The 16,465-nt window shown below is 69.1% G+C and carries 18 protein-coding genes; all 18 read right to left on the reverse strand.

Going from position 1 to position 16,465, the window contains the following annotated elements; translation table 11 throughout:
* Position 1: 1 nt before the first annotated feature.
* A complete protein-coding gene (gene lspA / locus ACOQPP_RS11070) occupies positions 2-592 on the reverse strand; it encodes a signal peptidase II (RefSeq protein ID WP_419166943.1) in 591 nt (196 codons plus the stop codon).
* Positions 582-962 carry a TraR/DksA family transcriptional regulator gene (locus ACOQPP_RS11075; protein WP_419166942.1) on the reverse strand — a complete coding sequence of 127 codons (381 nt, stop codon included), beginning with the start codon at positions 960-962 and terminating at the stop codon, positions 582-584. The genes lspA and ACOQPP_RS11075 overlap by 11 nt, the downstream gene beginning before the upstream one ends.
* Positions 959-4,204 carry an isoleucine--tRNA ligase gene (gene ileS, locus ACOQPP_RS11080; protein ID WP_420636532.1) on the reverse strand — a complete coding sequence of 1,082 codons (3,246 nt, stop codon included), beginning with the start codon at positions 4,202-4,204 and terminating at the stop codon, positions 959-961. Before ileS ends, ACOQPP_RS11075 begins: the two co-directional genes overlap by 4 nt.
* A gap of 69 nt (positions 4,205-4,273) precedes the next feature.
* A complete protein-coding gene (locus tag ACOQPP_RS11085; protein WP_419166940.1) occupies positions 4,274-4,924 on the reverse strand; it encodes a DivIVA domain-containing protein in 651 nt (216 codons plus the stop codon).
* Positions 4,921-5,619, reverse strand: a complete 699-nt coding sequence (locus ACOQPP_RS11090) for a YggS family pyridoxal phosphate-dependent enzyme (protein WP_419166939.1) — start codon at positions 5,617-5,619, stop codon at positions 4,921-4,923. The genes ACOQPP_RS11085 and ACOQPP_RS11090 overlap by 4 nt, the downstream gene beginning before the upstream one ends.
* A 149-nt stretch (positions 5,620-5,768) precedes the next feature.
* On the reverse strand, positions 5,769-6,425 hold the full coding sequence (locus ACOQPP_RS11095) for an energy transducer TonB (protein WP_419166938.1): 657 nt from the start codon (positions 6,423-6,425) through the stop codon (positions 5,769-5,771).
* Positions 6,426-6,478: 53 nt separating this feature from the next.
* Positions 6,479-6,925, reverse strand: a complete 447-nt coding sequence (locus ACOQPP_RS11100) for an ExbD/TolR family protein (RefSeq protein ID WP_419166937.1) — start codon at positions 6,923-6,925, stop codon at positions 6,479-6,481.
* On the reverse strand, positions 6,926-7,348 hold the full coding sequence (locus ACOQPP_RS11105) for an ExbD/TolR family protein (RefSeq protein ID WP_419166936.1): 423 nt from the start codon (positions 7,346-7,348) through the stop codon (positions 6,926-6,928).
* Positions 7,349-7,379: 31 nt separating this feature from the next.
* Complete coding sequence (locus tag ACOQPP_RS11110; protein WP_419166935.1) at positions 7,380-8,048, reverse strand: MotA/TolQ/ExbB proton channel family protein; 669 nt, start codon at positions 8,046-8,048, stop codon at positions 7,380-7,382.
* A 77-nt stretch (positions 8,049-8,125) separates the two neighbouring features.
* Complete coding sequence (gene cdaA, locus ACOQPP_RS11115; RefSeq protein ID WP_419166934.1) at positions 8,126-9,001, reverse strand: diadenylate cyclase CdaA; 876 nt, start codon at positions 8,999-9,001, stop codon at positions 8,126-8,128.
* A complete protein-coding gene (folP, locus tag ACOQPP_RS11120) occupies positions 9,001-9,897 on the reverse strand; it encodes a dihydropteroate synthase (protein ID WP_419166933.1) in 897 nt (298 codons plus the stop codon). The genes cdaA and folP overlap by 1 nt, the downstream gene beginning before the upstream one ends.
* A 16-nt stretch (positions 9,898-9,913) precedes the next feature.
* Complete coding sequence (gene ftsH / locus ACOQPP_RS11125; protein ID WP_419166932.1) at positions 9,914-11,911, reverse strand: ATP-dependent zinc metalloprotease FtsH; 1,998 nt, start codon at positions 11,909-11,911, stop codon at positions 9,914-9,916.
* A 38-nt stretch (positions 11,912-11,949) separates the two neighbouring features.
* Entirely contained in the window at positions 11,950-12,552 is a 603-nt protein-coding gene (gene hpt / locus ACOQPP_RS11130) for a hypoxanthine phosphoribosyltransferase (RefSeq protein WP_419166931.1), read from the reverse strand.
* Positions 12,533-13,927 (reverse strand): tRNA lysidine(34) synthetase TilS, encoded by a 1,395-nt coding sequence (gene tilS / locus ACOQPP_RS11135; protein WP_419166930.1) that lies wholly within the window; start codon positions 13,925-13,927, stop codon positions 12,533-12,535. The genes hpt and tilS overlap by 20 nt, the downstream gene beginning before the upstream one ends.
* Positions 13,905-14,132 carry a hypothetical protein gene (locus ACOQPP_RS11140; protein ID WP_419166929.1) on the reverse strand — a complete coding sequence of 76 codons (228 nt, stop codon included), beginning with the start codon at positions 14,130-14,132 and terminating at the stop codon, positions 13,905-13,907. The genes tilS and ACOQPP_RS11140 overlap by 23 nt, the downstream gene beginning before the upstream one ends.
* Positions 14,129-14,686: a ribosome recycling factor gene (gene frr / locus ACOQPP_RS11145; protein ID WP_420636533.1), complete on the reverse strand. Its 558-nt coding sequence runs from the start codon at positions 14,684-14,686 to the stop codon at positions 14,129-14,131. The genes ACOQPP_RS11140 and frr overlap by 4 nt, the downstream gene beginning before the upstream one ends.
* A 46-nt stretch (positions 14,687-14,732) precedes the next feature.
* Positions 14,733-15,452, reverse strand: a complete 720-nt coding sequence (gene pyrH, locus ACOQPP_RS11150; RefSeq protein ID WP_419167168.1) for a UMP kinase — start codon at positions 15,450-15,452, stop codon at positions 14,733-14,735.
* Entirely contained in the window at positions 15,449-16,297 is an 849-nt protein-coding gene (gene tsf, locus ACOQPP_RS11155; RefSeq protein ID WP_419166927.1) for a translation elongation factor Ts, read from the reverse strand. The genes pyrH and tsf overlap by 4 nt, the downstream gene beginning before the upstream one ends.
* Between the last annotated feature and the right edge of the window lie 168 nt (positions 16,298-16,465).

Below are 16,465 nucleotides of genomic sequence, written 5' to 3' on the forward strand. Positions count from 1 at the left end.
CTCACCCGTCGTCCGTCCCCGCAGCCTCGGCCGCCTCGCGCGCTTCCCGGCGACCCTCGAGCCAGAACGAGATGAGGAGGAGCACCGCACCGACCGTGACGCCGGAATCCGCGATGTTGAAGACGGGGAAGCGATGGGTACCGATCCCGAAGTCGAGGAAATCCACCACGCCCTGCTCGAGCCGGATGCGGTCCCAGATGTTGCCGAGGGCGCCGGCCGCAACCAGCGAGATCGCCAGGACCCGCAGCCGGTCCGAAGACGGCGTGCCGCGATAGATGAAGCCCAGCACGCCGAGCGCGATCAGCGAGAGGAAGAGAAAGAAGATCCGGGAATGCTCGCCGATGTCGAGACCGAACGCCGCGCCCCGGTTGTGGGTGTAGGTGAAGCGGAAGAAGTCGCCGATCACCGGCGCCTGTTCGTAGAGCTCGAACGTGTTCATGACCCACGCCTTGGTCAGGACATCGAGCGTGAGCACGACCGCGATCGGGACCAGCGTCAACCAGAGTCTGACGGCACTTCCCGTGCCGGCGGCGCCCGGCAAGCCGGGAGCCGGGGTGGGGCCGTCCACCCTCTCGGAGGGGTCAGCCGGCACTCGTTTCTTCCTCCTCCTTGCAGCGGATGCAGAGCCTCGCATGCGGCAGGGCATCGAGGCGCTCGAAGCTGATCTCCTCACCGCAGTGCTCGCACTTCCCGAACACCTCGGGGGTCTGATAGAGTCGCCTCAACGCCTCATCGATGTGGTAGAGGTGCCGACCCTCCTTGCTGGCGAAGAGGAACGCCTTCTCCCGCTCCATGGCATCGGTTCCCTGGTCCGCCATGTGGAAGCTGTAGGCGGCCAGATCGCTGTCGCCACCCTGCAGCGCACTCGCGAAGGACTCGTCGTACTGCCCGATCTCCCTCGTCGCGCGCGAGCGTGCCTTCAGCAGCCTCTTCTCCAGGTGCTTCCGCTGTTCCCTGTTCATCCCCAGTCATCGATGTCGCGGCTGTCGCCGCGGGTACGTTCGACTCCGATGCCGACCTCGAACTCGCCGATCTTCACCCATCTCGTTTCCAGGCCGCCCAGGCCATCCGTCCCGATCCTCACCTCCACCGCCAGCGTCTCGCCGGCGATGTATCCGGCATGCGTCGCGGCCGCACTCTCCAACGCCTCCGGGCCCGCGATCCCGAGCCGGATGCGATCGGCGACCTCGAGCGCGGCCTCACGCCGCAGCCGCTGCACACGGTTCACGATCTCCCGCGCGTAGCCCTCGGCGCGCAGGCCGTCGTCGATCTCCGTGTCCAGCGCCGCGAGATACCCGCCGTCGCTCGCCACGGCCAGATCCGTGCGCGTCTCCTCGAGGATCGCGACATCTTCGGGCTCGACCCGAACCCGATCTCCGCAGAGTTCGATCTCGATCGTCAGGCCCGCCTTCAGTCGCCGCAGCGCCGGCGTCTCGAGTTCGCCGATCGCCCGGGCCACGGCCGGCGTGCGCGCCCCGTGCTTCGGACCCAGCACCCCGAACCGGGGCTTCGCGTACAGCCCGATAAGATCTTCGCTTTCCCCGAACCACACAACCTGTTTGACGTTCAGTTCCTCCCGCACGAGCGCCGCCATCGAGTCGGGGAGCCTCCGCCCCCCCGGGAGGACGGCTTGGAGCGCGCGCAGCGGCTGCCGGGTGTGGATCCCCGCCTGGTCCCGGGCGGCCCGGCCCAGTGCCACGAGGCGGCGGACGTCCCCCATCGCCTGCTCGAGTTCCGGCTCGCCCCGGCCCTCCGCCTTCGGGAAGTCGGCCAGGTGCACCGACCGGTCGTCCGCGAGGGCGCGGTGCAGCCAGTCCGACATGAACGGAGCGAAGGGGGCGAGCAGCCGCGCCGCGGTGACCAGGCATTCGTGGAGCGTCGCGAAGGCGTCCGCGCTCGCGGCGGCCGCGTCCGGCCGCGTCGCCCAGAAGCGGTCGCGGCTGCGGCGAACGTACCAGTTCGACACGTCGTCCAGCACGAATTCCTGGATCGCCCGAGCGCCCGCGGTAAGATCGAACCCGTCCAGCGCTTCGTCCACCGTCCTCACGACGCCGTCGAGGCGGGCCAGCACCCAACGGTCCAGTTCGTTCCGCTCGGCGACCGGGGCCGCCCGCGGCGTGGCGTGGGACCAACCCTCCTCGTTCGCATACAGGGCGAAAAACCGGTACGTGTGCCGGAGTGTCGCGAACAGCTTGCGGTCGGTCTCGCGAAGCGCCGACGGATCCCACCGCTTCGGCACCCACGGGTTGGAGGAGGAGAGGAAGTAGAAGCGGGTGACGTCCGCACCGTACGCATCGAGCGCGTCCCGGGGGTCGACCGCGTTCCCCCTGGACTTCGACATCTTGCGTCCCTTCGCGTCGAGGACCTGGTCGTTGACGATGACGGCCCTGAACGGCGCCCGGTCGAAGAGGATCGTGGACAGGGCGAGCAGCGAATAGAACCAGCCGCGCGTCTGGTCGATCCCCTCCGCGATATAGTCCGCCGGAAAATACCGGTCGAAGGTGTCGCGGTTCTCGAACGGGTAGTGCCACTGGGCGTACGGCATCGACCCCGAGTCGAACCAGGCGTCGGCGACCTCCGGGACGCGGCGCATGTTTCCGGCGCAGCCATCGAACTCGCACTTCCATTCGTAGCCGTCGATTCCCGGCCTGTGGGGATCGAAGTCGTCGGGCAGCCCGCCCGTCCGGCGTCCGAGTTCGGCGAACGATCCGAGAACAGTCCGGTGTTCCTCATCCTCCGAGCAGAGCCAGATGGGCAGCGGCGTGCCCCAGTAGCGTTCGCGGGAGAGGGCCCAGTCGACGTTGTTCTCCAGCCACTCGCCCATGCGCCCGGATCCGGTCTCGGGCGGGTGCCAGTCGATCGCCGCGTTGTACTCGAGGAGCCGGTCCTTCACCGCGGTCGTGCGGATGTACCAGGAGTCGCGGGCCATGTAGAGGAGCGCGCTGTCGCAGCGCCAGCAGTGCGGATAGCTGTGCTCGTACATCTCGCGCAGATATAGCTGGTCGTGGGCCACGGCCCACTCGCGGATCGCGCGCTCCGTCTCCGTGTCCTTGACGTGCCGCCCGGCGAGCCCGCCCGGCACGCTGTCGAGGAACCGGCCGTCCTCCCCCACGGTGTGCTGCATGGGGAGCCCGACGCGCTGTCCGAGCCGGAAATCGTCCTCCCCGTACATCACGGCCGTATGGACGACGCCGGTGCCTTCGTCCACCGTCACGAAGTCCGCCTCGACCACCGTCCACGCGGCCTCGTGCCCCTCGCCATCGACCGCGCCCGGGAAGAGCGGCCGATAGCGCAGCCCGGCCAGTTCCGCGGCGCGCACCTCCCGTACGATCTCGTACGGGTGTCGCAGGACCGCCTCGATCCGGTCGCGCGCGAGGATGAGGACCTCTCCCGGCGCGGCACCTCCGGGTCCGTCGTGAGCCCGGAGGGCGGCGGTACCGGCCTCCGGGTCGGCGAGGACGCGCACCCGGGCGTACGCGATATCGGGACCGATGGCGAGCCCGAGGTTACCCGGCAGCGTCCACGGCGTCGTGGTCCAGCTCAGGATCCGGGCGTCATCGGGGTCGTCCACGAGGTGGAACTTCATGTAGACGGCGGGCTCGTTCACGTCCTGGTAGCCCTGCGCGACCTCGTGGCTCGAGAGTCCGGTTCCGCAGCGCGGACAGGTCGGGATGACGCGATAGCCGCGGTACAGCAGGCCGCGCTTCTCGATCTCGGACAGAGCCCACCAGACCGACTCGATGAAGTCGGACGAATACGTGACGTACGGGTCGCCGTAGTCCAGCCAGTAGCCGATGTCCCGTGACAGCCGTTCCCATTCGTCCTGGTATCGGAACACGTTGCGGCGACACGCGTCGTTGAATTTCCGGATCCCGAAGCGCTCGATGTCCGGTTTTCCGGACATCCCGAGCGAGCGTTCGACTTCGAGTTCCACCGGCAGCCCGTGGGTGTCCCAGCCGGCTTTCCGCGGAACGTGGCGGCCCGTCATGGTCCGGTATCGCAGGACGGCGTCCTTGATCGTACGCGCGAGGATGTGATGGACGCCGGGATCGGCGTTCGCCGTGGGCGGACCCTCGTAGAACACGAAGTCCTTCGCCTCGGCGCGCGCCGCGAGGGTCCGCTCGAACGTCTTCTCTTCGTCCCAGCGTCCGAGCACTTCGGCTTCGAGCCCGCGTACGGACTCCGGTATTGGCCGGTAGGCCATCGGGGTGCTCCATCGAATCTGCAAAGGTGGTCCAGGGAACGGCGGGCGTGGCGATCCCGCGGACTGCGGTCAGGTCGACGCCGTGCCCGAACCGCCGGCGTCGACCCGGGTAATCGACGGATTCTCGATGGGGGGGGCCGCGGAGGACGCGGCGCGCGATGCGATCTCTTCCGCCGCGGTCGCACCCTGCCCCGTCGACACCTCATCCGGACCGGACCGCAGCCGTTCGACCAGATGGCCGAGATCGTCCTGTCCGCTTCCGAACCGGGCGTCCTCGAAATCGAGGTATTCGTCGAATCGCTCGAACAACTTCCGCAGCGATCCGAGGAACTGGCCGCGCGTCGCCCTCAGGTCCTCGATCTTGTCCTGACAGAGACGGACCGCCTGTTCCGCGTCGTCGAGGACGGCGCGCGCGCGCGCCTCTGCTTCGTGGAGCCGCACGGCGGCATCGCGCTCCGCCTGAAGTCGGGTCTCCTCACGCAACTCCTGCGCGGCCAGCAACGCGTCGTTCAGGGCTCGTTCGCGCGTGCGGTAGGTCTCGAGCTGCTGCTCCAGCTCCTCGACGCGACCGCCAAAGGTGGCGCTATCCCGCATGTGGCGCTCCAGGGCGTCGGCCACGACGGCGAGAAAAGCGTCGACCTTCCGCGGATCGTACCCCCGCAGGGTGCGCCTGAAGTCGTCCTTCTTGTTGCGGACGTCGAGCGGTGTCAGGTCGATCATCGCTCCCCCAGTAACACGGTCCCCAGCCGCAGCCGGGTGCTTCCCTCTTCGACCGCGATCTCGAAGTCGTTGCTCATCCCCATCGAGAGCACAGCGCCCCCGAACTCCGGGATCTCGTCCCGGCAGCGGGCCAGCAGGCTCGCGGCGCCCCGGAAGACCGGCCGCAGCACCGCCTCGTCGTTCGTGAACGGCGCCATGGCCATGAGGCCCCGGACGCGCAGCCCGGGCAAAGCGCAGATCTCGCGCACGGCGTCGACCGCGCTGTCGCCGGCGAACCCCGCTTTCACGGCCTCACCGGACGGGTTGACCTGAACGAGCACCTCCGCCGGACCGAGCCGCTCCTCTTCGACGATGCGGCTGAGAGTCCTCGCCAGCCTGACGCTGTCCACCGACTCGACCACGTCGAACAGCCTGAGGGCCCGCCGCGCCTTGTTGCGCTGCAGCCGACCGATCAGGTGCCAGGCGACACCCGGCGTCGCGCCCAGCGCAGATCGCTTCGCTTCGGCTTCCGGCACCCGGTTCTCGCCGATCCGGCCCAGGCCGAGTTCCTCCGCGATCTCGATCGCACGGACTGAATGGCCCTTCGTCACCGGCAGGATCTCGACATCGTCCGGGCAGCGCCCCGCCCTCCCGGCCGCCGCCTCTATCCGCTGCATCACCCGCGCCAGCCGGGCCTCGACGTGGTCGTTCGTCACGCGGCACAGTCTACGGGCGCGCGCGCGCCGACGCGAGCCGCCCCACCGGGGCCCGGCGTCCGCGGCGGGACGCAAAAACAAAGCGCCCGGCGCCGCAGGAGCGGCGCCGGGCGCGAAGTCGAGTCGGCGGGTCCGACCCCGTCGGACTGCTACACTACCTCGAACGTCACCACCTGCGAGACCCAGACCGCCGTCACCTTGTCGCGGTTCTTGGCCGGCGTGAACTTCATCGCCTGGACGACCTTCCCCGCCGCCTCGTCGAGCAACTGGTTCCCGGACGACGTCCTGACCTCGAAGTTCCCGACGATCCCGTCCTCGGTCACGTACAGCCACAGTTCGACCCGGCCGCCGACTCCCATGTCCATCAGCGTGCGCGGGTATTCCCGCTCAAGAATCCGCGTGACCTCAGGCTCGTTCATCAGCACGGGGTGCGTGTCGAACGGGATGAACGAGGGCCGGTCCGCGGGGCTGCTCCCGGCGGGAGGCGGGGGCAGGTTCTCGGTCTGGACCGACTCGAAGGTCGTCGGCGCGATCGTGATGTCCTCGGAGATGTCGACCGAGGCGACCCTCGGGGTGGCCGGACGGGCGATCGCCTCCGGCGGAGGCGGAATCTTCACCTCCGGCGGGAAATTCACCGCCTCGATCTCGGTGGCGACGGTGCCCAGATCCGCGGCCTCGAAGGGCCGGACGAGGACGAACAGGCCGAAGTGGAGTCCGACCGCGGCCAGCAGGCCGATCTGTGTCCAGTTCGTGCTGGCACGCTTGAACTGGTCGTTCGCGGTGAGCCGAATGCCGGTGTCTTCCATCGAATTTTCTCCCGGTCGTTTGGCAGCTCGTGGCAAGCGCCGTGCTGCGTTCCCTAGCGCCGAGCCCGCATGGCGCGCTGCTCGAGTCGAGTGGCGAAGGTCACGCGAACCGCGCCCGCCGCCTGCAATTCCTCGGTGATCGTGTTGATCTGCTGATACGGGACCTCCGAGTCGCCCCGAATCGCCACTACGATTTCACGATTCTCGGCGTAGATGGGGCGAACCACCTCCGAGATCTCCTCGAAAGGCGTGAGGACGTCGTTGATCCAGACGGAGCCGTCGCGCTGGATCCAGATATGGAGGATGTTCTTCCGCTTCTCGTCGATCTTCTCGGTGGCCTCCGCGTTCGTCCACTCGATGTCGCGGTTGCGTTCCTTCCGGAAGACGGTCGTGACCATGAAGAAGATGAGAAGCAGGAACGCGATGTCGGCCATCGAAGAGGTGGGGATCGTGCTGTCCGATCCCGACTTTTTCTTGAACCCGCTGTCCTTGATGGCCATCTAGTTCTCCATTTCCTGAAGCGAGATTCGCTCGGCACCCGAAAGCTTGACCTCATCGAGCACATTGACCATGTGCCGGTACGCGGCATCCGGATGCGTCTGGATCGCGGCGATGAGGTTGGCGTTCCCGGCCAGCTCGGTGCGGAGGATGTTCGCCACCTGCGTGTGCGCGACGACCTGTTCCTGCTCGCTTTCTCCCCGTCGCACGACCACGCGCCCATCGGGCTGCACGATGAAGAAGATCAGGTTCCTCCCGGAGACATCCATTTCCTCGGACTGCTCCGGAAGCACGATCGGGAGCCCCCGTTCCTCGTTGAAGACGGTCGTCGTGAGAAAGAAGACCAGAAGCAGGAACGCGATGTCGGCCATCGAAGAGGTCGGAATCTCGTCCGACACCTTCTGCTTGCGCTTCATGATCGCCATGTGGTCGTCTCTTTTTCGGTGGTCTCGTGTCTCAGGCCGTGTGCCGATGGCCGCGGTCTTCGAGGTCCCAGATGAGCCCCAGCACTTCCTGCGCGCCCTCCTCCATGTCGAGGATGAGGCGGTCGATCCGGGTCACGAAATAGTTGTAGCCGATGTTGACCGGGATGGCGATCGAGAGGCCGGTGGCCGTCGTGATCAGCGCCACCTTGATGCCGCCGGCGACGAGGCCGGGCTCGACCTGACCCGCGATCTCGATGGCCTGGAAGGCGAGGATCATGCCGATCACGGTGCCGAGGAAACCGAGCATGGGCGCGACGTTGGCGATCGTGCCCAGAACGGTGAGGCCGCGCTCGAGGAAGTCGAGTTCGATCACGCCCGTCGTGGCGATGGCCTTCTGGATATCCTTCCCGTCCGCCCGGGCGCCGGCGCGCCGATCGCGGAGCCGGCGAAGCCCGGCGAGGAGGATCGCGGCGACCGGCCCGCGCGTCTCCTCGGCCGTCGCGATCGCCTCGCTCAGCCGGCCGCTCATGCCCAGTGTCTCGATCTCGCGAAGGAGCCTCTGCGAGTCGCGATGGGCGACCGTGAGCGTCCACGCCTTGGCCAGCATCACGCCGATCGCGATAAGGGAGCAGAGGATCAGCGGGTACATCATGAATCCGCCGTCCGTGAACAGTGTCAGCAGTTCGTACTGATTGTCCATATGACCTGCCCGTGGGGGTGGGATGGCCTTGCCGTAACACGCAAGTTTAGGGATGCGGCCGACCGGCGTCAAACGATCTACGGCGTCTCCTGCTCGCGGGCCGTGACCACGTGCCCGTCCGCTCCCGGCGGGTCGGAAGTATCGGACTCCGCCTCCGGCGCGGCGGGGCCCAGTTCCGGGGCCGCCACACCGGCCGCCAGGTGATCCCGCAACTGCCCGGGCGTCAGGTTCCGGCGCAGGACGCCGCGCCGCGCGAGGGAGATCTGGCTCGTCTCCTCCGACACGACGACGACATACGCGTCCGTCTCTTCCGACAGCCCGAGCGTCGCCCGGTGGCGCGTGCCCAGCGTCTTGTCGCTCAGGGGATACTGCGTGAGCGGCAAGTGCACGCCGGCCGCGACGATCTCTCCGCCGCGCACGACCACGGCCCCGTCGTGCAGGGGAGACTGCGGCGTGAAGAGCGAGACGAGCAGGCTGGCCGAGACGTCGGCCCGGAGGCGCGTTCCCGTCTTCTCGATGTACTCCTCCAGCGACAGCTCCCGCTCGATCGCGATGATGGCCCCGGTCCCGGCGCGGGACAGTTCCGCCGCGGCCTTCGCGATCTCGTCGGCCACCGCCTGGCTGCGTTCCTCGAGCCGGGTGAGGACGCTGAGAACGGGGCTGCGACCGATCCGGGCGAGCGCACTCCGCAGTTCGGGATGGAAGACGACGATGAGCGCGAAGGCGCCGTACGTGAACGCCTGGGAGAGGATCGATTCGATGAGACTGAGGCGAAACCAGCCCGCCGTCGCGTACACCGCGACGAGGAGAACCAGGCCGAACAGCATCTGGAACGCGCGCGTCCCGGACCACAGGATGAGCACGCGGTAGATGAGCACCGCGACGACCGTGATCTCGAACAGATCCAGCAGGTCGATCTGCAGGAGCCGGACATAGTTCCAGATCGCGCCCATCAGCCCTGTCCCCCCGCCGCCCGCGCACGGCTCGGCCCGGGAACCTTCCGGGCGGCGACCGCGGCCTCGACGGTCAGCGCCTCGCGGGTCTCCCGGACATCGTGGACCCGCAACACATCCGCACCTCCGCGCGCGGCGGCCAGGCAGGCGGCGACCGAGCCCGCGACCCGGTCGCGCGGCCGGACATCGAGCAGCGCGCCGAGGAAGGACTTCCGCGAAGCTCCGATCCACACCGGCGCGCCGATCGCGGCGATCTCATCGAGCCGGGCCAGCAGTTCGAGGTTACCCTCGACCGACTTGCCGAACCCGAGGCCCGGATCGACCGCGACCTGCCGGGGGGCGCAGCCGGCCTCGAGCGCCGCACGTCGGGCGGCGACGAGAGCGGCCCGGACATCGTACACGACATCGCCGTACCGCGTATCCCGCTGCATGGTCCTCGGCGTCCCCCGCATGTGCATCAGGACGAGGCCCGCCCCCGTCCGCGCGGCGAGCGCGGCGAGTCCCGGATCCCGCCGCAGAGCCGTCACGTCGTTGATCGCGGCCGCGCCCGCGTCGAGCGCCCGTTCCGCCACCGCAAGCTTCGACGTGTCCACGGAGATGGGGATCGGCAGGTCCCGCAGCCCCCCGAGGACGGGTTCCAGCCGGGCCCACTCCTCACGGGGGGATATCGAATCCGCCCCGGGCCGCGTCGACTCGGCTCCGATGTCGAGAACGGCCGCTCCCTCCTCCACGATCTCCCAGGCTCGCGCGATCGCCGAGCCCGGGTCCACGAAGCACCCTCCATCGGAGAACGAATCGGGCGTCACGTTGAGGACTCCCGCGATCGCGGGTCCGTCGAGCGGGATCTCGCGATCCAGCAGTCGCCAACTGCGCGCCGGCCCGGTCGCCGAGAGCATGGTCCGCGCCCTTCGGTCAGGCCGGGGCCGGGGCGGGCTCGCCTCCGGCGCCCTCGAGCGGACGCTCGCGCCGCGGGACCGGTTCGGCGGCGGGTTCCGGGGCCGGCGGAGCGGGTTCCACCGCCGGAGCCGGCAACTCCCTGCCCTCCGCGAGGCGCTTCGTGTCCTCCGAGTCGAGCGTCTCCCGCTCCAGCAGGGCCTCCGCGATTCTCTCGAGAAGGTCCTGGTTCGCCTCGAGCACCGTCCTCGTCGCCGCGTAGGCCTCATCGAGGATCCGCTTGATCTCGCTGTCCACCAGTTCGGCCGTCTTCTCGCTCACTTCCCGGCGCTGCGAGAGATCGCGGCCCAGGAACACTTCCTGCTCACGGTCGCCCACCGACATCGCGCCCACGGCAGGCGACATGCCGAACTGGGTGACCATGCGGCGGGCGAGATCCGTCACGCGTTCGATGTCGTTGCCCGCGCCCGTCGTGATCTTGCTGTCGCCGAACTTCATCTCCTCGGCCACGCGACCGCCGAACAGCATCTTCAGCTGGCCCTCGAGCCACCCCTTGGTGTAGTTGTGGCGATCCTCCTCGGGCAGGGACGCCGTGAGCCCCATGGCCCGCCCTCTCGGGACGATCGTGACCTTGTGCAGGGGGTCCAGTCCGGGAACGCGAAGCGCGACCACCGCGTGCCCCGCCTCGTGGTAGGCGGTGACTCTCCGCTCCTCATCGGAGATCACCATGCTTCGCCGCTCGGTGCCGAGCATGACCTTGTCCTTGGCCCGCTCGAACTCGTCCATATACACGCGGTCCTTGTCGTCCCTCGCAGCGAGGAGCGCCGCCTCGTTGACGACGTTTTCGATGTCGGCGCCCGAGAGCCCGGGCGTTCCCTTGGCCAGGACCGAGAGGTCGACGTCCTCGGCGAGCGGGATCTCCTGCGTGTGAACGCGGAAGATCCCTTCGCGTCCCTTGATGTCCGGGTTGTCCACCACGATCTGGCGGTCGAACCGGCCCGGACGAAGGAGCGCGGGGTCGAGCACATCGGGCCGGTTCGTGGCCGCGAGCAGGATCACCCCCTCGTTCGACTCGAACCCGTCCATCTCCACGAGCAGCTGGTTGAGCGTCTGCTCGCGCTCGTCGTGCCCGCCGCCGAGGCCCGCCCCCCGGTGGCGCCCCACCGCGTCGATCTCGTCGATGAAGATGATGCAGGGGGCCTGGGCCTTCCCCTGCTCGAACAGGTCCCGGACGCGCGAGGCGCCCACGCCGACGAACATCTCCACGAAATCGGACCCCGACATCGAGAAGAAGGGGCGCGCGGCCTCGCCCGCCACGGCCCGCGCGAGGAGCGTCTTCCCCGTTCCCGGCGGACCCACCAGGAGGGCCCCCTTCGGGAGACGTCCTCCGAGCCGCGAGAACTTCCGCGGGTCCTTGAGGAACTCGATGATCTCCTGGAGTTCCTCCTTCGCCTCGTCACACCCCGCCACGTCGGCGAAGGTGATCTTCGGCGTGTCGCCGCTCAGCAGCCGCGCCTTCGACTTCCCGAAGCTGAAGGCCCTCGACCCCCCCGCCTGCATCTGCCGGAAGACGAAGAGCCAGAGGCCGATGATGAGGAGCCAGGGCAGGATGGAGATGAGGATGCCGACCCAGTTGCTGCCGGCCGGCAGCGTCTCGATCGTCACGTCGGCCGCGAGCAGTTCGGCCATCAGTTCATCGCCGATCTCCCGCGTCGGGAGCAGGAGGTGGAACGCTTCGATCCGCGCCTCGTCGGAACCGATCGGCTGCCTGAGCCGGCCCGCCACTTCCCCGGTGCCGAGGCGGACCTCGATCGACGCCACGTTTCCCTGCGTCGCCTGCTCGCGGAAATCCGTGTAGCTGAGCTGCTCCCGCGCTTCCCGTCCGGCCCCCATGAACTGGAGGATGGCGACGGGGATGAGGATGATGAGGGCCCAGAACGACGCGGTCCTGAGCAGGCGGTTCATCCGCCCCGAGGGATCGTTCCTCTCCGGGCGCTGCGGTTCGTCTTGTCGCATCTCGATCTATCCAGACTCCGGCGGATCCAAACGCGTCCTCACGCGCCGGGACTCGCTATGAACGGCAGGTGGCGGAAATCCTCCGCGTAGTCCAGTCCATACCCCACAAGGAACTCTTTTGGTGCATCGAAGCCAACCCATCGCGGTTCCCAGGCCAGGTCCTTCGCGATCCGCTTGTGCAGGAGGGCGCAGATCTCGAGCGAGGCGGGGCCTCTCCCGGCAACCCCGCCGCACAGCTGATTCAGCGTGGTCCCGCTGTCCACGATGTCTTCGACGATGATGACGTGCCGCCCTTCCATCGGCGCCCTGGGATCGTAGAGCAGCTCCACCGCGCCCGAGGACTCCGTGCCGGCGCCGTAGCTCGACGCCACCAGGAAGTCTACCTGAAGAGGCCGCCGGATGCGGCGGACGAGGTCGCCCATGAAGACGAACGAACCCTTGAGCAGCCCCAGGAGCAGCACATCGGACTCCGGTGGATACGCGGCCGTGATCTCGGCTCCCATTTCGGCGACACGCTCGGCGATTTCGGACGCGGAGTATACCACCCGCCCCAGGGGACGGCCCCCCGCGCAGGCGAGGAACTGTCGCTCCTCGGCCTCCCGTGCATCCGGACGGGCCGGATCAGCGCTCGATGACGCCAATGGCGAACCACGTTCCTTCGGGGTCGGGGGACTCGACGGCCCTCGTGGCGTGGCCCACGACCCACAGGACTTTCCGGTCGGCGCCGACGACGACCGGGACTCCCGGCCGCTCCGATGCGGGCACGCGCCGCTCATTCAGGAGCTTCGTGAGTTTTCGGGAGCCGACCGGCATCCGGATCCGGTCCCCGGGACGCGGTCCCCGTACGCGCAGCGGGAACCGGATCGCGCTGCCGGGCAGCGCCGTCGCCCAGCGTTCCGTTCCCTCGAGCGTCCCCCACCGGACCTCGTAACGGCTGCCGCCGATCCGCGCCCCTTCGCGTCCCGAGCCCGTCTCGCCGATCTCCACCTCCAGGTCGGGCCGTGGGTCCCGGCGCCGCCGCACCCGGAGTCGGTCGAACTCGCGCTCCACGCGAAGGCCGGCCGCGATGTCCACGCCGCGCCCGCTCGTGCCGCCGCTCATGAACGCGACCCCGGCCCGGGTCCCGCGCCGCGAGAGACGAAAACCCGCGTCGCGCGCGACCTTCCGAAGCATGCGCGCGCGCGCCGCTCGATCATACCGGAGCAACCCGAAGCGGGCAAAGTGAGCCCCGAGGGGCGTCTTCCGGTATCCCGCGGTCGCGAGCTGACGCCGGGCGCGCGACTCCAGACCCCCGTCGGCCTCGAGCGCGTGACGGGCGAGCTCGGCCACCAACGGGCGAAGACCCTCCCCGGCGTACTCGGACAGAGCGGGCACGAGGCCATGGCGAACCCTCGAGCGGCGATAGCGGGCATCCCGGTTGGCCGGGTCCTCGATCCACTCGCGGCCCTCGGCCCGGAGGTAGTCCCGGAGTTCTTCGCTCCCGAACCCGAGCAGCGGGCGTACGAACGCGCCGCGGCGGGCCGGGATGCCGGCCAGGCCCCGGAAGCCGGTCCCCCGCAGCAGGTTCAGCAGCACGGTCTCGACGTGGTCGTCGCGCTGGTGCCCCAGCGCGACCCGCGTCGCCCCCGCGCGACGCCGTGCATCGGCGAGAAAGGCGTAACGCGCGGCCCGGTAGTCCGCCTGCCCCCCGCGCAGTGCGTGAGCCCGGCCGATCCGGCACGGCACCCCGGCGCGTCGGCTCAGTTCGGCGGCCCGCGCCGCCCGGTCCGCGCTCCCGGCCCCCAGCCCGTGGTCGAAGTGGGCGGCCGTCAACCGCAGACGCCGGGACTCGCGGATCCCGCACAGCAGGTGGAGCAGGGCCAGCGAGTCGGAGCCGCCGGAGAACGCGACGAGGACAGAAGAGCCCCCGGGCAGGAGATCCGGCGCGGCCGGCAGAGCGCGTCGGAACCGCGCCTCCACGTCGCGGCCGACGTCGCCCGCGGTGCGCGGGGCGCTAGGACTTGGTGGGCGGGCCACGATCCCGCCAGGCCGCCGGGCCGCGGCGGAAGTCCAGCTCCTCGGCCACAGCGACTCCGAACTTCGGCGGCTCGGGCAGGCGCCCGAACTCGATCTCCGACCGGGCGCTCCCGGCAGCCCCCCGCTTACGCGCGTGTTCCCACACGCGGTCGCGCCCCTGAACGTAGGCGCGGAGGGCCCCGGCGACGTTGTGCGCTCTGCTCAAACCTCCATCACCTCTGCTTCCTTCCGGGCCAGGAGTTCGTCGATCTTCCTCACGTACTCGTCGGTGAACTCCTGCACCTCGCCCATCGTGCGCCGACAGATGTCTTCGCCGACATCCCCCTCCCGCTGCATCCGGAGGAGCCGCTCCCGCGCCTCGTGCCTCGCGCGGCGGATCGACACTCTGCCCTCCTCCGCCATCCGGTGCAGAACCTTCACGAATTCGCGGCGGCGCTCCTCGGTCAGAGGCGGGATGGGCACGCGCACGAGAGCCCCATCCACGGAGGGGTTCAGTCCGATGTCACCGCTCTGGATCGCCCGCGCGACCTGCGTGGCGATGTTCGGATCGTAGGGCTGGACCACGAGCATCGTCGGCTCGGGGGCGCTCACGTTGGCCACCTGCCTGAGTTGGACCAGCCCTCCGTAGGCATCGACCCGCACCCCATCGAGAATCGCCGCCGTCGCCTTGCCGGTACGGACCGTGGCGAATTCCCTCGCGATGGCGTCGATCGCGTTGTCCATCGCCTCGATCGCGTTCTCGAGCGTCTCCTCCGGCACCGTCCCTCCGATCTTTGGCGCGCCCCGGACACGGGTCGCGTTCCGGCTACTCGACGAGCGTCCCGATCCTCTCGCCCCGCAACGCAGCCAGGATTGCACCCGGCCGCTTGATATTCAAGACGACGATGGGCAGGCTGTTGTCCTTGCACAGGGAGATCGCGGCCGAGTCCATGACGCCGAGTTCCCGTGTCATCACCTCCAGATAGCTGATCTCCTCGATCAGATCGGCGCTCGGATCGGTCTCCGGGTCCGCCGTGTACACGCCGTCCACGCGCGTCGCCTTGAGGATTACGTCGGCTTCCATCTCGATGGCCCGCAGCACGGCCGCCGTGTCGGTGGAAAAATACGGGTTCCCCGTTCCGCCGGCGAAGATGACGACCCGTCCCTTCTCGATGTGACGCAGGGCCCGGCGCCGGATGTAGGGCTCGGCGAGCGCCTCCATCCGGATCGCCGACATCACCCGCGTCTCGACCCCGGATCGCTCGAGCATGTCCTGGAGCGCCATCGCGTTGATGACCGTCGCCAGCATGCCCATGTAGTCGGCGTTCACGCGGTCCATCCCCCGCTCGCTCGCGACCGTGCCGCGCACGATGTTGCCTCCGCCGACGACGAGCCCGAGGCGGACGCCGCTGCGGTGAACCTTCCGGATCTCGCGGGTGAGTTCCTCGATGACGGGCGGATCGATTCCGAACCCGCGCTGCCCCGCTAGCGACTCGCCCGAGAGCTTTACGACGGCGCGCCGGTACTTCAGGTCGGAGAGGCTCAGCCGCCCACCTCGAAGCGGACGAAGCGTCGGACGGTGAGATCCCGGCCCGCCTCGGCCAGCAGCTCCTTCACCGTCCGGTCGGGGTCGCGCACATAGCTCTGCCAGAGAAGAGCGTTCTCCTCGAAGAACTTGCGCATGCGTCCCGCGACGATCTTATCGGTGATCGAAGGCGGCTTGCCCTGCTCGAGCGCCTGTTCGGTGAGCAATGCCCGCTCGCGCTCGACCTGCTCCGCCGGGATATCGTCCGGGGACACGCCACGGGGGTTCGTGGCCGCGGCGTGCATCGCGACCCCGCGGGCGGTCTCCACCGCCGCGGCGCCCGAGTCCGAGATTTCGACCAGGACGCCGATCCGGTTGCCGAAATGGACGTACGATGCGAACGCGCCCCCCTCACCGAGGTCGTACCGCACCGCGCGCCCCAGCTGGATGTTCTCGCCGACCTGCACCCTCAGTTGGTTGAGCCGGCCCTCGACCTCGCCGCCGCCCTCGAGGCGGAGGAGCGCCTCTCCTTCCAGGGTCTCCCCGTCGCCGATGGGCAGATCGAACATCTGCTCCGCGAGCTCCCCGGCGAAGCTCTCGAACGCCTCGCTGCGGGCCACGAAGTCCGTCTCGCTCAACACCTCGACCATCGAGGCGGACCCGTCGCGCTTCGCGACCCGGATCGTCCCCTCCGACACGGTGCGCGCCACGCGCTTGGCGGCCCTGGCGGCCCCGGCCTTCCGCAGCAGGTCGATCGCGCGCTCCGCGTCGCCCTGTGCCTCGATAAGCGCCTTCTTGCAGTCCATCATCCCGGCGCCCGTCCGGTCCCGGAGCGCTTTCACCGCTCCGGCCGTGATCTGCGTCATGATCCCTCGCCTCCTCCTCTCGCGCTCCTCGCCGGCCCCGCACCTCCGCGGCGCGTGATGGCAAAAAAAAGGGCCACCGAAGTGGCCCCCGGTTCACTCGCGGCCTGATTCTCCCTCGTCGGCAGCCACCGTCTCCGCGGAGGACGCCACCGGCGCGGGGGCTTCTTT

Origin of the sequence: Candidatus Palauibacter sp., from assembly GCF_965222475.1 — a bacterium.
Classification (GTDB): domain Bacteria; phylum Gemmatimonadota; class Gemmatimonadetes; order Palauibacterales; family Palauibacteraceae; genus Palauibacter.

Coding starts and splice junctions, on each gene's coding strand:
- ACOQPP_RS11075 (WP_419166942.1), bottom strand. CDS start 962: ATGAACAGGGAACAGCGGAAGCACCTGGAGAAGAGGCTGCTGAAGGCA.
- ileS (WP_420636532.1), bottom strand. CDS start 4,204: ATGGCCTACCGGCCAATACCGGAGTCCGTACGCGGGCTCGAAGCCGAA.
- ACOQPP_RS11085 (WP_419166940.1), bottom strand. CDS start 4,924: ATGATCGACCTGACACCGCTCGACGTCCGCAACAAGAAGGACGACTTC.
- ACOQPP_RS11095 (WP_419166938.1), bottom strand. CDS start 6,425: ATGGAAGACACCGGCATTCGGCTCACCGCGAACGACCAGTTCAAGCGT.
- ACOQPP_RS11100 (WP_419166937.1), bottom strand. CDS start 6,925: ATGGCCATCAAGGACAGCGGGTTCAAGAAAAAGTCGGGATCGGACAGC.
- ACOQPP_RS11105 (WP_419166936.1), bottom strand. CDS start 7,348: ATGGCGATCATGAAGCGCAAGCAGAAGGTGTCGGACGAGATTCCGACC.
- ACOQPP_RS11110 (WP_419166935.1), bottom strand. CDS start 8,048: ATGGACAATCAGTACGAACTGCTGACACTGTTCACGGACGGCGGATTC.
- cdaA (WP_419166934.1), bottom strand. CDS start 9,001: ATGGGCGCGATCTGGAACTATGTCCGGCTCCTGCAGATCGACCTGCTG.
- folP (WP_419166933.1), bottom strand. CDS start 9,897: ATGCTCTCGGCGACCGGGCCGGCGCGCAGTTGGCGACTGCTGGATCGC.
- ftsH (WP_419166932.1), bottom strand. CDS start 11,911: ATGCGACAAGACGAACCGCAGCGCCCGGAGAGGAACGATCCCTCGGGG.
- tsf (WP_419166927.1), bottom strand. CDS start 16,297: ATGACGCAGATCACGGCCGGAGCGGTGAAAGCGCTCCGGGACCGGACG.